Source organism: Microbacterium aoyamense (assembly GCF_023155855.1).
Taxonomy (GTDB): Bacteria; Actinomycetota; Actinomycetes; order Actinomycetales; family Microbacteriaceae; genus Microbacterium; species Microbacterium aoyamense.
In genome coordinates this window covers 1,258,720-1,273,772 of record NZ_JAKNUT010000001.1, presented here as the reverse complement: position 1 = coordinate 1,273,772, position 15,053 = coordinate 1,258,720, and the positions used below count along the sequence as shown (strand labels likewise).

Annotated in this window: 10 protein-coding genes; 6 read left to right on the top strand and 4 right to left on the bottom strand. The window is 68.8% G+C overall.

Annotation, left to right across the window (positions count from 1 at the left end):
- Positions 1 to 67: 67 nt before the first annotated feature.
- Complete coding sequence (locus MA876_RS06430; RefSeq protein WP_248147044.1) at positions 68 to 2,461, bottom strand: glycoside hydrolase family 2 TIM barrel-domain containing protein; 2,394 nt, start codon at positions 2,459 to 2,461, stop codon at positions 68 to 70.
- A complete protein-coding gene (locus tag MA876_RS06425) occupies positions 2,458 to 3,126 on the bottom strand; it encodes a TetR/AcrR family transcriptional regulator (protein ID WP_248147042.1) in 669 nt (222 codons plus the stop codon). Before MA876_RS06425 ends, MA876_RS06430 begins: the two co-directional genes overlap by 4 nt.
- 227 nt (positions 3,127 to 3,353) lie before the next feature.
- Here MA876_RS06425 and MA876_RS06420 point away from each other — a divergent pair, with 227 nt between their 5' ends.
- The 6 genes from MA876_RS06420 to MA876_RS06395 all read left to right on the top strand — a co-directional run bounded on the left by MA876_RS06420 (position 3,354) and on the right by MA876_RS06395 (position 12,571).
- Positions 3,354 to 4,883, top strand: a complete 1,530-nt coding sequence (locus tag MA876_RS06420; protein WP_248147040.1) for an ABC transporter substrate-binding protein — start codon at positions 3,354 to 3,356, stop codon at positions 4,881 to 4,883.
- 93 nt (positions 4,884 to 4,976) lie between these two features.
- On the top strand, positions 4,977 to 5,918 hold the full coding sequence (locus MA876_RS06415) for an ABC transporter permease (protein ID WP_248147038.1): 942 nt from the start codon (positions 4,977 to 4,979) through the stop codon (positions 5,916 to 5,918).
- The gene (locus tag MA876_RS06410; protein ID WP_248147036.1) at positions 5,915 to 7,774 is read left to right on the top strand and encodes a dipeptide/oligopeptide/nickel ABC transporter permease/ATP-binding protein; all 1,860 of its coding nucleotides are present in this window, start codon (positions 5,915 to 5,917) and stop codon (positions 7,772 to 7,774) included. Before MA876_RS06415 ends, MA876_RS06410 begins: the two co-directional genes overlap by 4 nt.
- Positions 7,771 to 8,616: an ATP-binding cassette domain-containing protein gene (locus MA876_RS06405; protein WP_248147034.1), complete on the top strand. Its 846-nt coding sequence runs from the start codon at positions 7,771 to 7,773 to the stop codon at positions 8,614 to 8,616. The genes MA876_RS06410 and MA876_RS06405 overlap by 4 nt, the downstream gene beginning before the upstream one ends.
- Positions 8,617 to 8,639: 23 nt before the next feature.
- Positions 8,640 to 11,063, top strand: coding sequence for a beta-glucosidase family protein (locus tag MA876_RS06400; RefSeq protein ID WP_372491487.1), 2,424 nt, complete (start codon positions 8,640 to 8,642; stop codon positions 11,061 to 11,063).
- On the top strand, positions 11,060 to 12,571 hold the full coding sequence (locus tag MA876_RS06395; protein ID WP_248147032.1) for a glycoside hydrolase family 43 protein: 1,512 nt from the start codon (positions 11,060 to 11,062) through the stop codon (positions 12,569 to 12,571). The genes MA876_RS06400 and MA876_RS06395 overlap by 4 nt, the downstream gene beginning before the upstream one ends.
- A gap of 56 nt (positions 12,572 to 12,627) precedes the next feature.
- Here MA876_RS06395 and MA876_RS06390 read toward each other — a convergent pair whose 3' ends face one another.
- Both MA876_RS06390 and MA876_RS06385 read right to left on the bottom strand, forming a co-directional pair.
- The gene (locus tag MA876_RS06390; RefSeq protein WP_248147030.1) at positions 12,628 to 13,998 is read right to left on the bottom strand and encodes a glycoside hydrolase family 30 protein; all 1,371 of its coding nucleotides are present in this window, start codon (positions 13,996 to 13,998) and stop codon (positions 12,628 to 12,630) included.
- Positions 13,995 to 15,050, bottom strand: a complete 1,056-nt coding sequence (locus tag MA876_RS06385; protein WP_248147029.1) for a nucleoside hydrolase — start codon at positions 15,048 to 15,050, stop codon at positions 13,995 to 13,997. The genes MA876_RS06390 and MA876_RS06385 overlap by 4 nt, the downstream gene beginning before the upstream one ends.
- Positions 15,051 to 15,053 lie beyond the last annotated feature (3 nt).

Sequence of the window (15,053 nt, the reverse complement as noted above, 5' to 3'; positions counted from 1 at the left end):
CGCGATTCGGCCGCATGGATCGCGTGGGTTCGACCCGATCGTGTGGGTTCGAGCGACGGGCGGGGCGTCAGATCAGGATGGATGCGTCGGCGAAGCCCGCCGCCGATGCCGTGACGGTCAGCGCGCCGGGACCGGTGCGGCGGGCGATCGCGAGGACCCTGCCGTCGTAGGTCGTGTACGAGGGGCCGGCGAACGACTCCTCCGTGCGTGCGCGGCCCGAGCCGATCCCCGCGAGCACGCCCGGTCCGTCGACGCTCACCGTCACCGTCAGATCACGGTCGCTCGGCACGATCCCCTCGGCGTCCTCCAGCGTGATCGGCACGAAGATGAGATCGCCGGATGCCTCGGCCCGCGCGACCAGCCCGGTCTCCCCTGCAGTGCGCAGAGCGTGACGCCCGACCTCGGCACCGCCGCGGCGGGCGACCGCGACGAGTTCGCCCGGACGGTACTCCGTCTCGAAGCGCGCGAGGAACGCCTTAGCTGCGCCGACCGGCTGCACGCCCAGCGATCGTCCGTCGAGAAGAAGTTCCACGTCGTCCGCATCCGCGTAGACGTCGACCGTTACCGGTGACCCTGGTTCGATCGCGAAGCTCCAGGACGCGACGGAGTCATCCCACGACCAGGGTGTGCGCGCCGTCGGGCGACCGTGGTGCTGCGGACGGTGCACCGCGATGTACGGGTCGCGCCGAAGTCCGAACACGATCTCGCGGTAGTACGAGACGGTGCGCCGGAACCCCGTGATGTCGAGGTCGCCGGACTCCGCGAGGCGATACGGGTACGGCCCGACCGTGCCCGTCGCGACATAGTCCTCGGCATCCGTGTAGTCGACGCGCCCGATCCCCGCCTCGCCGAGGTAGTCCCAACCCGTCCAGGTGAAGTCGCCGATGACGTGCGGCAGCTCCGTCACGAGGCTCCACATGACATCGATCCGCTCGGGGAAGGTCTCCGAGCCCACGACGACCCGGTGCGGGTGGTCGACGCCATCGCCGCGATACCGCGAATCGGCGTAGTTGAACCCCGCGATGTCGAGCACGGCCGCGGACTCCTCGATCGAGGCGCTCACGAACTCCGACGCGTTCATGAGCGCCATCTGCTCGCCCATGTTGGCCATCATCGTGTTCGGGTCCGCCGCTTCGAGCTCGGCCATCGCCTCGGCGATCCGGGGCAGGTTCGCGATGATGCCGTTGATGCCGTTCGTCACGAACCGCGTGTCATCGAGCGAGCGGATGCCCTCGGCCAGCCGCCTGCTCCACGCCGAGCCGACGGGTGTTGCGAGCTCGAGGATCTCGTTGCCGATCGAGTACATGACGACGCTCGGGTGATTGACGTCCTTCGCGACGAGCGCCGCGACGTCGTCCCGCCACCGATCCGCGAAGGTGACCGATCCGTCGAAGGCCGTCTTGGCGCGGGTCCAGGTGTCGGCGAGCTCGTCCATGACGATGATGCCGTGGCGATCGCATGCGTCGAGCATCGCGCGACTGGCGGGGTTGTGGGAGCTGCGGATCGCATTGAATCCCGCGGTCTTCAGCAGACGGATGCGGCGGTCTTCCGCGCCGTCGAAGGCCGCCGCACCCAGGGGGCCGTTGTCGTGGTGCACGCACGCCCCGCGCAGCTTCACCGTCTCGCCATTGATGCGCAGGCCGTGCTGCGGATCGAGTTGCAGGCGACGGATGCCGAAGGTCGTCGCATCCTCGTCGATGATCTCGCCGTCACGCTCCAGCAGGGCCTCGAAACGGTACAGGTGAGGAGCATCGGGCCCCCACACCGCGGGACGAGGAACGACGAGGCGAAGGCGCGCGGTCGCGGGCTCGCCCGGGAGCACCGAGACGGGCGACGTGCCTCGCGCGACCTCGTCGCCGTCAGGACCCGTCAGCACGACCGTGATGCGCGTCCTCGCCGTGTGCCGCGTCTCGTTCTCGACGACGGCCGATACCTCGACGATCGCACGATCGGCGTCGATGTCGGGGGTCGTGACGCGCAGACCTCCGAGGGCGATGTGGACGGGGTCCGCGATGACGAGGTGCACCGGCCGGTAGATGCCGGCCCCGGAATACCACCGGCTGTCCTTGTGCGCACGGGCCTCGACCGTCAGCCGATTCACCTCGCCGAAGCGCAGGTAGGGATCCAGCCGGGCTGTGAAGGCGTTGTATCCGTTCGGCTCATGGACGACGAAGTCGCCGTTCAGGAACACCGCGGCATCCCGGTACACGCCCTCGAACTCGACGAGCACCGTTCTGTCGCGCCATTCCTCGGGGACGTCGATATCGCGCGCGTACTCGAAGACGCCGCCGGGCGTGTAACCCGTGTGGACGCCCTGATCCGAGTCGGCGGAGCGCGGGAGGTCGCGCAGCGCGTCGTGCGGCAGGTGCACGGGATGCGGCGCCGTGAGCTCCGTGGGCGATTCGAAGGCACCGAGCTTCGGGCCGACCGTCCAGCCGTCGGCGAAGGGCTCGCGGATCACGCGCGGCTCCCCTCGGTCGCCGCGACCGCGTCGAAGTCGAGGACGAGAGCGCCGACGAACTCCTGGAGCGCGTCCGCCATGTCGACTGCTTCCGAGTTCAGCAGCCACTGCACCTGGAGGCCGTCCATCATCGCGATCGTCGCGACGGCCGCGCGGGCGGGATCCGCTCCGGGCAGCAGGCGACCGGAGTCCGCGATACGACCGAACGCGGCGGTGATCGACTCTCGGACCGACGCGTACCGTGCGACGAAGTACTCGTGCGCCGGGTGGTCAGGCGAGGTGGCCTCGGCCGACAGGACGCAGAACAACTCGACGACCCCAGGGATCGACTGGTTGTACCGAGCGAGGCGCACGAGGCCGCGCAGGGACTCCACGCCGTCGAGCAGGTCGAAGTCGACGAGCTCGCGCGCGTGGTCGTCGCGATGGTCGAGCACCGCCTGCAGGAGTGCGCTCTTGTTCTTGAAATGGTGCAGCAGGCCCGCCTCGCTCATTCCGACCCGCGCTGCGACATCCCTCAGGGATCCGGCGCGGAATCCCGACTGCGCGAACACCTCGAGTGCCGCGTCCAGGATCGCGTTGCGCGTCGCCGCGCTCTTGGCGTACTCGCCTCGGGGTTTGCGCGTGCGCACCGTGCTCGACTTCGTGCTGATGTCCGCCTCGACCATGTACGTACCCTCTCAGACCGCAACGCGCGTCTTCGCGGGGCGGTGTCTCTCGACAGTTCTACACCGAAAAGCGAGTAATCGCTAGGTTTTACGGGCGGTCCTGCATGCAGTGTTCTTGACCCCCGATAAAAACTTCTCGCGAATCCCTAGTGGTCACTCGGAATTCGTGCTAAGTTCTCGCGGCAGAGGTGAACCGACGTGGTTTCACCCGGACAAAGGAGACCAGGATGATCCGCTGGAAGGCCGCAGCAGCCGCCCTCGCGATCGGCGCCCTCGCACTCACCGGCTGTGCCGGCGGCGGCGACGCAGGGACGGACACTTCAGGCGAAGGGGGGACCCTGACAGTCGGCGCACTGCTCGCGCCGGTCTCGATGGACCCGGGCCTGGCCGAATGGGGCAACCGCACGTACTTCTACCAGGCGGCGTACGACACGCTGCTGCTCGCCGACACCGACGGTGAGATCAAGCCGTTCCTCGCGACTGCGTGGGAGTACAACGAGGACCAGACCGTCCTCACGCTCACGCTCCGCGACGACGTCACGTTCACCGACGGGACAGACCTCACGGCCGACGTCGTCGTGCAGAACCTCGAGCGCTTCAAGACGGGCACCTCGCCCGACGCAACCTACCTCACGAGCATGGAGACGGCGACCGCGGTCGACGAGCAGACCGTCGAGATCACGCTTTCGGCGCCCGACCCCGCATTCCTCGCCTACCTGACGCGCACGGCGGGTCTCGTCGCGAGCGCCGAGGCGATCGACGCCGGGACGCTCGAGGACGAGTCGGCGGGTTCCGGCCCGTACATCTACGACGCATCGGCGACCGTCGCCGGCAGCACATACGTGTACACGAAGAACGAGGACTACTGGAACCCGGAGCTCCAGCACTACGACGAGATCATCGTCACCGTGCTCTCCGATCCGACGGCCGCGCTCAACGCGATCAAGGCCGGCGAGATCGACGCGATCCGCCTGGCGAGCAACGACGTGCTCGGCGAAGTCGAGGCGAGCGGCTGGACGGTCAACGCCAGCGAGCAGGAGTTCCAGGGCCTGCTGCTCCTCGACCGCGCCGGAACGATGGCGCCCGAGCTCGCCGACCCGCTCGTTCGTCAGGCGATCAACTTCGCCTTCGACCGCGATGCGATGCTCGAGAGCCTCCAGCTCGGCTACGGCACCGCTACCACCCAGGTCTTCCCCACGCGCTCTGCCGCGTACGACGACGCGCTCGACGAGTACTACACGTACGACCCCGACAAGGCGCGTGAACTCCTCGCCGAGGCGGGCCTCGAAGACGGCTTCTCGATCTCGATGCCCCGCGTGACGGGCGCGTACCAGACGACGTTCACCATCATCGAGCAGCAGCTCGCAGAGGTGGGCATCACCGTCGAGTACGTCGACACCGAGCCGACGAACTTCATCTCCGACCTGCTCGCGCCGAAGTTCCCCGCGTCGTGGATGCAGCTGGAGCAGAACACAGACTGGCAGCTCATTCAGTTCATGATCTCGCCGACCGCGCTGTTCAACCCGTTCCGCTCGCAGGACCCGGTCATCGACGAACTGCTCACGACGTACCAGTTCGGCGACGAGGCGACGCGCGATGAGAGCGTCGCGGAGCTCAACACGTACCTGGTCGAGCAGGCGTGGTTCGCCCCGTTCTACCGCGTTCAGCTCAGCTATGTCACCGACCCGGCCACGACCGCAGAACTCGTGCCCACCAACTCGGTGCCGAACATCTACGACATCTTCCCGACCGAGTGATGTCGTGACCGCCGAGGGGACCTGTCTCGGCATCCCGATCCAGGTCCCCTCGGACGGTCCTACGCCCCACCCTTCGGCTGAACGGAGCCGCACATGCTCGCATTCATCATCAGGCGCCTCGTCGCCGGCGCGATCCTCGTCGTCGCGATCTCGATCCTGACCTTCGGTCTGCTCTACCTCAACAGCGACAACATCGCCCGGCGCATCCTCGGTCAGAACGCGACACCCGAGATCGTCGCGCAGAAGACGGAAGAGCTCGGACTCAACCGGCCGCTGTACGCGCAGTACCTCGACTGGCTCACGTCCGCGCTGACGGGCGACCTCGGTCGGTCGTGGTTCAACGGTCAGCTCGTCGCCACGAGTCTCTCCGGACGCCTCGCCGTCACGCTCTCCCTCGTCATCGGCACGACGATCATCAGCGCCATCCTGGCCGTCGTGCTCGGCGTCCTCGCCGCGCGACGCGGCGGAGCAGTCGACACGACGATCCAAGTCGTCTCGATGATCGGCTTCGCGATTCCCGGGTTCCTCATCGCGCTCTACCTCGTTCTCATCTTCGCGATCAACCTCGGCTGGTTCAAAGCGACCGGCTACATACCGATCACCGAGTCCTTCACCGGCTGGCTCTCCTCGGTCACGCTGCCGATCGCCGCGCTGTCGCTCGGCGCGATCGCAGCCGTCACCCAGCAGATCCGCGGTTCGGTGCTCGACGCGATGTCGCGCGACTACGTCCGCACTCTCCGGGCACGCGGGCTGTCGACGTCGAGTGTCGTCTACAAGCACGTGCTGCGCAACGCGGGCGGACCGGCGCTGGCCATCCTGGCGCTCCAATTCGTCGGCCTCATGGGCGGCGCGGTCGTCGTCGAGCAGGTCTTCGCGCTCCCCGGCATGGGCCAGCTCACGGTCGCCTCGACCGCTCAGGGCGATATCCCGGTCGTCATGGGCCTGGTGATGGCGTTCGCCATCATCGTCATCATCGTCAACCTGCTGATCGACCTCGCCCAGGCTGCTCTCAACCCGAAGGTGCGACTGTCATGACCGCCATCGAAGTCCCCAACGACGTCCCCACGCCGAAGTCCAACCCGCACATCCTGCGACAGCTCCTCCGGCAGCCGATCGCGCTCGGATCGCTCGTGTTCCTCGGGCTGGTGATCCTGATCGCCATCATCGGCCCGCTCATCGCGCCGTACAATCCCAATCCCCCGTCGCTGCAGCTCATCCTCGCGCCGCCGAGTCCTGAGCACCTGCTCGGAGCCGACGGCGCCGGTCGCGACGTCCTGTCCCGTCTGCTCGTCGCCACCCAGATGACGATCGCCGCCGCCCTCGTCGCCGTCGTCACCTCGCTCGTGATCGGCGTCGCGAGCGGCCTCATCGCCGGCTACTACCGCGGATGGTTCGACGCCACCGCTTCATGGGTGACCTCGCTCATGATGGCTCTGCCGGGCATGGTCGTCCTGCTGGCCGCTCGTGCCGTGCTCGGTCCGTCGGTCTGGTGGGCGATGTTCATCTTCGGCCTGCTCATCGCCCCCGCGTACTACCGGCTGGTCTACGCTGCGGTCAGCGGCGTGCGCAATGAGCTGTACGTCGACGCAGCCCGCGTCTCGGGGCTCGGGGACGGGCGCATCATCGGTCGCCACATCCTGTCGGTCGTGCGCGCGCCGATCATCGTACAGACCGCCATCATCGGCGGCATCGCGATCGCGATCCAGTCGGGTCTCGAGTTCCTCGGCGTCGGCGACCCGAACGTCCCGACGTGGGGCCAGATGCTGAGCGACGGGTTCGCCAACATCTATCGCCAACCCCTGCTGATGCTCTGGCCGTCGCTTGCGATCGCGCTTACGAGCATCGCTCTCACACTCCTTGCGAACTCGATGCGCGACGTCCTGGAGCGCACGGTCGTCGTTCGTCGTCGGCGGCGGCGTGCTGTCACGACTCTCACCGGGTCGATCGCCGCCGTGACGACGACGGTCTCCGCCGGTGGCGGCGACGGAGTGGAGGATGCCGCGGAGTTCCCGCTCATCGAGGGCCGCACGATCGTGCACGAGGATAACTCGACCGACGCGCAGCGCGAGGTCGCGCTGTCGGTGAAGGACCTCCGAGTCGCCTACGAGCAGGCTGACCGCAGCGACATCGAGGTGGTACGGGGGGTCTCCCTGGACATCCGCAAGGGCGAGGTCCACGGGCTGATCGGTGAATCCGGTTCGGGCAAGACGCAGACGGCGTTCTCGATCCTCGGCCTCCTCCCCCGCGGCGGCCGCGTCTCAGCCGGATCCATCGACTACGAGGGCATCGAGCTCGCCGACGGATCCGACCGGGTCTACGCGGGGATCCGCGGTGCACGCATCGGATACATCCCACAGGAGCCGATGTCGAACCTCGATCCCTCGTTCACCGTCGGGTACCAGCTGATCGAGCCGATGCGCAAGCACCTCGGCATCTCGAAGAAGGAGGCACGCGAGCGCGCCCTCGCACTCCTCGATCGCGTCGGCATCCCCAACCCGGCGCGCACGCTGGCGGCCTACCCGTTCGAGTTGTCGGGCGGCATGGCGCAGCGGGTCCTGATCGCGGGAGCGGTGTCGACCGACCCCGACCTCATCATCGCGGACGAGCCGACCACGGCGCTGGACGTGACGGTGCAGGCCGAGGTGCTCGATCTGCTCCGCGACCTGCAGCGGGAGCGGCACATGGCCATGCTGCTCGTGACGCACAACTTCGGCGTGGTCGCCGACCTCTGCGATCGCGTCACGGTGATGCAGCAGGGCCGCTTCGTCGAGCAGGGGCCCGTGCGCACGATCCTCGGCGATCCGTCGCATCCGTACACGAAGTCGCTTCTCGACGCGATCCTCGACGAGGGTCCCGCGCGACCGGCCTACACCGAAGGGGCAGTGCGATGACCGATTCGCTGCTGACGATCGACGACCTCGTCGTCGAGTACCCGGGCAAGGGATTCCGCTCCCAGCCGTTCCGCGCACTCAAGGGCGTGTCACTCGACATCCGCCGCGGCGAGACCGTCGGGCTCGTGGGCGAGTCGGGTTCCGGCAAGACGACGCTGGGGCGGGCGCTGCTCGGTCTGGCGCCGGTCACAGAGGGCAGAATCACCTACGACGGGCGCGACATCTCGCACCTGAAGCGACAGCAGCGCCGCGCGCTCGCAGACGAGATCCAGGTCGTCTTCCAGGACCCTTACTCCTCACTCAACCCGAACCTCACGATCGAGCAGATCCTCACCGAGCCGCTCACGGCGGGGGGCACGCCCTCCAAAGAGGCGAAGTCGCGTGTGCGCGACCTGCTCGAGCAGGTCGGACTTCCCGGCGATGCGCGCAGTCGGCTCCCTCGCGAGTTCTCGGGTGGTCAGCGGCAGCGTGTCGCCATCGCGCGTGCGCTCGCCCTCGAGCCGAAGCTCATCGTGTGCGACGAACCGGTTTCGGCTCTCGACCTGTCGACGCAGGCCCGCGTGCTGGACCTCTTCATCGACATCCAGGAGCGCACCGGCGTGGCCTATCTGTTCATCACGCACGACCTCGCGGTCGTGCGCCATGTCAGTCACCGTGTGGCGGTCATGTATCACGGCGAGATCGTCGAGAGCGGCGACGGCGACCAGGTGACCGCGCGTCCGCAGCATCCCTATACCCAGCGTCTGTTCCTCGCCGCCCCCGTGCCGAACCCCGACGAGCAGAAGGAGCGCCGCGCCGCACGGCGCGCGCTCCTCGACGCCCAGCCCGCCGACGCGGCCTGAACGACCCTCCGGAAGGACCCCCAGTGACCACCGCCCGCGTGACCACGGACTCCACGGCGCACCTGCGCCCGCTCCTCGAGCGCCTCACCCTCGATCAGAAGGTCGCGCTCGTCCAGGGTGCCGACTTCTGGACGACGGTGCCGCTCCCCGAGATCGGTCTGCGCGCCATGACGCTGTCCGACGGACCGGCGGGTGTCCGCGGTCCTCGGTGGGACGAGCGCGAACCGTCGCTCAACCTGCCCTCGGGGTCGGCTCTCGCAGCTTCGTGGGACATCGACCTCGCCTACCGGTACGGGGCGGCCGCGGCATCCGAAGCCCGTCGCAAAAACGTCGACGTCGTCCTCGGCCCGACGATCAATCTGCACCGCTCGCCGCTCGGCGGCCGTCACTTCGAGTGCTTCAGCGAAGACCCCGAGCTGTCCGCTGAACTCGGCGCGGCCTACGTGCGAGGCCTGCAGGAGAACGGCGTCGCCGCGACACCGAAGCACTACGTCGCGAACGACTCCGAGACCGATCGGTTCACCGTCGACGTGAAGGTGGATGCCCGGGCGCTCCGCGAGCTGTACCTCACGCCGTTCGAGCGCGCGGTCGAGGCCGGCGCGTGGTCGGTCATGAGCGCCTACAACTCCGTCGACGGCGTGACGATGACCGAGAACGATTTGCTCGAGACTCCCCTCAACTCCGAGTGGGGCTTCGACGGCGTCGTCGTGAGCGACTGGACCGCCGTCCGCTCGCTCAACGCCGTCCCCGCCGCGCAGGACCTCGCGATGCCCGGCCCGGCGCCGGCATGGGCAGAGCTCGCGGATGCGATCCGCGACGGTCGCCTCGACGAAGCCGACCTCGATCGCAAGGTGCTCAGGATGCTGCTCCTCGCCGAGCGGGTCGGCGCACTCGAGGGCTCGGCTCAGATCGAGCCCGCCTCCGTCGACGGCGTCGCCTTCACGCGCGAGGCCGCGATCGCCGGGACCGTGCTGCTGAGCAACGACGGCACGCTGCCGCTCGACATCTCGCGTCTCGGGACGATCGCGATCATCGGCCACAACGCGCGCGAGGCGCGGACGCAGGGTGGCGGGAGCGCGACGGTGCTGCCCGAGCGGATCGTCTCACCGCTCGACGGCATCCGAGCCGCCGTGACCGGCGCCGAAGTGCTCTATGAGCTCGGCGCCGTCGTGCAGGAGGGCGTCGCCGAGATCCCGCTCGCTCAGCTGCAGAACCCCGCGACCGGCGAGCCCGGTCTGCGTGTCACCTTCTTCGACGCCGCGGGGACGGAGATCTTCACCGAGGACCGCCGCGCGAGCGCGCTGGTGTGGTTCGGGGGCGACGCGCCCATCGCGGCGAGCGCGCACGTCGACCTCGCGACGCGGTACACCCCGGCCGAGACCGGCGAGATCCTGCTCGGCTTCGCGGGCGCCAACCCCGGTCGCGTGTTCGTGAACGGCGCACTCATGCTCGACGAGGCGCCCGTCATCGAAGGTACCGATCTCGGGGCCGCGTTCCTCAACCCGCCGTCGTCGACCGCCCGCGTGCAGGTCATCGCCGGCGAGGCGATCGATGTACGCGCCGAGTTCGACCTGGACTCGTCCGGCCCCCTGGCGGGGGCGCTCAGCGTCACGCTCGGCATCGCGCCCGAGCAGACCGACCCCGACGAACTCATCGCCCGCGCCGCGCGCGCGGCCGCGGCGTCCGACGTCGCCGTCGTCGTCGTCGGCACGAACTCGAAGGTCGAATCCGAAGGCTACGACCGCGTGGACCTGGACCTTCCGGGGCGACAGGACGACCTCGTGCGCGCCGTTGCGGCGACCGGCACCCCGACGATCGTCGTCGTCAACGCCGGCTCGCCCGTCGTGCTGCCGTGGGCGGACGACGTCGCAGCGGTCGTGCAGGGCTACTTCGGCGGCCAGGAATTCGGCTCGGCGATCGCTGCGGTGCTCACCGGTGTCGCCGAGCCCGGCGGACGCCTGCCCACGACCTGGCCCGCGACACTCGCGGACGTCCCGGTGACCGACGTCACCCCGTCCGACGGCGTGCTCGCCTACTCGGAGGGCATCCATATCGGCTACCGCGCCTGGCTGCGCGGCGACGCCGCTCCGGCGTACCCGTTCGGCCACGGCCTCGGCTACACGACCTGGTCGTGGGGCGTCGCGCAGCGCTCCGGCGACGACCTCGAGGTCACGCTCGCGAACACGGGCGACCGTGCGGGCAAGCAGGTCGTCCAGGTCTACGCCGAGCGCGCGGACTCCGCGGTCGAGCGCCCCGTGCGCTGGCTCGTCGGGTTCGCAGTCGTGCACGCCGAGCCCGGCGAGACGGTCACCGCCGTCATCCCGCTGCCGGGCCGTCGCTTCGCGCATTGGGCGGACGGCTGGAGCCTCGAGGACGGGTCCTTCACCGTGCGGGCAGGAGCATCCGTCGTCGACCTTCCTCTCTCGATCGACTGGACCATCGCATGACCACGCTCTACAACCCGCTGATCAACGGCTTCCACCCCGACCCGTCGATCGTGCGCGTGGGCGACGAGTGGTTCCTCGCGACCTCGACGTTCGAGTACCTCCCCGGCATCCCGATCCACCGCTCGACCGACTTCGAGACGTGGGAGCTCATCGGCCACGTCGCGACGCGCCCCGGACAGCTCGGCGCGGCCGAGGTGCCGACGGGTGGCGGCGCATGGGCGCCGACCATCCGTCACCACGACGGACTCTTCCACCTGGTGATCACGGATGCGATGGGGCGCGGGATGCTGCACTTCACCGCCGAGGACGCCGCCGGCCCCTGGAGCGACGGCGACCTGCTGCTCGTCGAGGACGGCTCCGGCACGATCTCGGGCATCGACCCCGATATCGCGTGGGATGCCGACGGCAACGTCTACATCACCTTCTCGGGGCTCCTCCTGTCGGGAGACCTCGACCCGAACGCCCCGATGCACCTCGGCATCCAGCAGGTGAAGGTCGATCTCACGACCCACCGCGCCCTCGAAGAACCGCGCTCGCTGTGGTCCGGCACAGGCCTCATGTTCCCCGAGGCGCCGCACGTCTACGAGATCGACGATGCGTGGTACCTCATGATCGCCGAGGGCGGCACCGAACGCGGGCACTCCATCAGCATCGCGCGAGGCTCGTCGCCCGAGGGGCCGTTCGAAGGCGCACCCGGCAACCCACTCGTCTCGGCGCGCTCGACGCCGCGGCCGATTCAGAACACGGGGCACGGCGATCTCGTCGTGGGTCCCGGCGATGAGTGGCTGTGCGTGCTCCTCGGCGTCCGCCCCCGCAGCGGCACGCGCGCGTTCTCGGCCCTCGGCCGCGAGACGTTCGCGACTCCCGTCACGTGGTCGGACGGGTGGCCGGCGATCGCTCCCGTCGAGCTCAATCCCCGGCCCGGCACAGGCGTGGACATCGCCTTCGACGCGCCGCTCGACGCTGAGTGGGTCGCCGTCCGCGCCTTCCCGACGGAGGTGTCCTCGCTCACCGACGGACGCCTGGTGCTGACCGCCGACGGCTCGACCCTCTCGGATGCGAAGCCCGTCTTCGTCGGCCGCCGCCAGGAGCACCTCACGAACGAGGTCACCGTGCGTCTGGACGTCTCGGAGGGCGTCGGCGGCCTCGGCGTGCGCTACGACGAGGCCTTCCACATCGAGATCGAGGCCGGCGGCGGCTCGATCACGTCGCGGGCGAGCCTCGGCGGTCTGCACCAGGAGTGGACGCATCCTTTCTCGGGTGACGTCGTCGACCTGCACCTCGCATCCCGCAAGCCCGTCGGCGGCACCGGTATCGTCTCGACCAGCGACGTGTTCCACCTCGCGGCGACGATCGACGGCGAGCGCATCGAGCTCGCCCAGATCGACGGTCGCTTCCTCTCATCGGAGGTGACCGAGTCCTTCACGGGCCGTGTCATCGGGGTGTACGCGCTCGACGGAGTCGTCGCAGTCGCCGGTTGGGTCGCGGAGGGCGACGACAGCGTTTGAGAGGCAGAGGGAGAGATCCCCCCGGACGGTGCCGAAGCGCCGGGGGGATCTCTTCGTCAGCGCGCGGGGACGACGATCGTGTGGAACGACTCGGGCTCGAGCTCGACCGTCAGCGCCCGGTCTCCCAGCATGAACGTGACCGGCATGACCTCGCTCATGTCGTTCGCGACGACGATGACGACAGACCCGTCGGGATTGGCGAAGACGAGCTGGTCGTCGTAGCCCGCCGGACTCCACGTCGGCAGGACGCGCGCGCCTCGCTCGACGAACGCGGCGAGGTGCTTGAGCACCGCGTAGTCGGGCGTGAAACGGTGCGTCCCCGTCGCGGGATCGACGACGACGAGGGAGTTCTGCGTCCACCCCCACGTGCTGCGGCCTCCCTCGAGCAACGCGATGTTCCAGTACATGTAGGCGTTCGCGCCGTTCGCGAGGAACTGCTTCATCAGACGCCATGCGTAGCGGGCCTGTCGCCAGTCGTTGCGCCCGCTCCCGCACTCCTGCTCGGTCTGATAGATCTTCAGCTCGGGATGCAGGCGGTGGACGGCGGCCACGGCGCGTTTCCCATCCCACTGCAGGCCCGCGCCCGAGATGTACTGCGCCGCATCCTCGTCTTCGAGCACAGCACCCAGAAGCAGGTCGTCGCCGCGTTCGAGGGTGCCGAGGAAGACCTCGACCCCGCGCTCCCTCATGACCGGCCCGAGATGGCGCACGAACGCGGCGAGTCCGGCCGGCGTCCAGGTGCAGCTGGGGAACACCTGCGCCGAGTTGAACTCGTTCTGCGGCATCACCATCGTGATGTCGATCCCCTCGGCGCGATACGCGTCGATGTACTTGCCGAAGTACCGCGCGTACGCCGCAAGGTGGGTCTCGTCGAGCCGGAACATGTCGGTGCCCTCGGCGCCCACCTGATCGGCCCGAAGTCCGTTGTCGACGTCGGTGACGAAGGGATGCGGGAGTGCGGCGGCGTAGTGTCCGTTGACCTTCATCCAGGTCGGGGGGCTCCAGGGCGAGGCCCAGACACGCAGATCCGGCCGGTGGCGCCGGGCCGCCTCGATGAAGGGGAGGATCGACTCGCGATCGCGGTCGATGCGGAAGTGCTCGAGTGCCAGGTCGCCCGGCGACTCGTCGTACGAGTACCACTCGCGCGCGAAGTCGCTCGCTCCGATCGGCGTGCGACACACGCTGAGGGACGCGCCGGCACCCGCGGCGAAGAGCTCGTGCAGGACCTCGTCGCGCGCCGATTCGGTCAGCAGCGAGAGCGACGACCACCCCAGCTCGCTGAAGCATGCGCCGAAGCCGTCGATGCTCTGCTGGGGGTCGTCGACCGAGACGATGACATCCGGCATCCGCTCGGGGGTCTCAAGGGCCGGGGGCGACTGATGCACCCAGGTGGCTGTCCGCGACGTCGAGAACCAGTCGAGCGTCATCGCTCGTCCGCTCCCGCATCGACCGTCGCCTGCCACTCGGCGAACTCGGCGAGTTTGACGAAGAAGTCCTCGAACATGAGACGCGTATCGAGCCAGGTGTAGACGCGCATGGGGCGCGCTCCGGCGACGGCGACATACCCTCCGCCGTCATCGATCTCGGGCGTGGGCAGGGTCACGTACCTGCTGGAGGCGGGATCGGGTTCGAACACCGATTGCAGAGCCGTCAGCAGGACGAGCGGGGAGTCGCCGAGAGCGTACGTCTCGCTTGCACCGCCCAGGTACGGGGCGATCATGGTCACCAGGAGTGCGACCTCGTCGTAGAGATGGCGACCGAGCGGACCCGTCGCCGCAACCCTGCGCCGAAGCTCCGCGTCCGACACGAGGCACTGGCGATAGGCGTCGCGCGGGATCTGCCAGATGGAAATGGCGGTATCGCCGAAGACCACCTGAGCCGAGACGGGGTCGATCAGGAGGTTGTACTCGATGGGCATCGCGTCGGGAGGAGCGACGGCGAGACCGTCGTGCTCTGCACCGCCGATCCACACGAGGGTCAGGCGCTCGGCGATGCGCGGCTCGACGAGCGCCGCCGAAGCGAGGTCCGTCAGGCCGCCTCCGGCGGCATAGAAGAGCGGGCGGGGATCGTCGCGCATCGCTTCGGCGATGATCGCGTCCACCGCCGGTCCCGTCCGGGGGGAGGACCGATCGACGAGCGGCTCATCCGAGCCGGTCACGAGGATGCCCGGCGCATTCGCGCCCATGCGAGCGAGCATGTCCTCGACGACCAGGGTGGCGTTCTGCGCACTGCGGCCCGAAGGGTCGAATCCGTCGTCCGGGCGAAGATGTGAGGCGACGATGAGGGGAATCTCCACGCTCGGCGAGAGCAGGTGGTGGACGAGCTGGTACAGATCGTCGGGGTCACCCGAGAAGTCGTTGTCGATGATCACACGAGCACGCGACGGAGAGGACGGAGGGATCGATTGCCAGGGCGTCTCGCCGATCACCCAGGAGGCGGCCGTATGCTTCTCGCCGATGGTGGTCGGTATGCGGGTCATTGA

Excerpts from the sequence above, each read along its gene's own strand:
- MA876_RS06425 (WP_248147042.1), bottom strand. The coding sequence starts at position 3,126 with ATGGTCGAGGCGGACATCAGCACGAAGTCGAGCACGGTGCGCACGCGC.
- MA876_RS06420 (WP_248147040.1), top strand. The coding sequence starts at position 3,354 with ATGATCCGCTGGAAGGCCGCAGCAGCCGCCCTCGCGATCGGCGCCCTC.
- MA876_RS06415 (WP_248147038.1), top strand. The coding sequence starts at position 4,977 with ATGCTCGCATTCATCATCAGGCGCCTCGTCGCCGGCGCGATCCTCGTC.
- MA876_RS06410 (WP_248147036.1), top strand. The coding sequence starts at position 5,915 with ATGACCGCCATCGAAGTCCCCAACGACGTCCCCACGCCGAAGTCCAAC.
- MA876_RS06405 (WP_248147034.1), top strand. The coding sequence starts at position 7,771 with ATGACCGATTCGCTGCTGACGATCGACGACCTCGTCGTCGAGTACCCG.
- MA876_RS06395 (WP_248147032.1), top strand. The coding sequence starts at position 11,060 with ATGACCACGCTCTACAACCCGCTGATCAACGGCTTCCACCCCGACCCG.
- MA876_RS06390 (WP_248147030.1), bottom strand. The coding sequence starts at position 13,998 with ATGACGCTCGACTGGTTCTCGACGTCGCGGACAGCCACCTGGGTGCAT.
- MA876_RS06385 (WP_248147029.1), bottom strand. The coding sequence starts at position 15,050 with ATGACCCGCATACCGACCACCATCGGCGAGAAGCATACGGCCGCCTCC.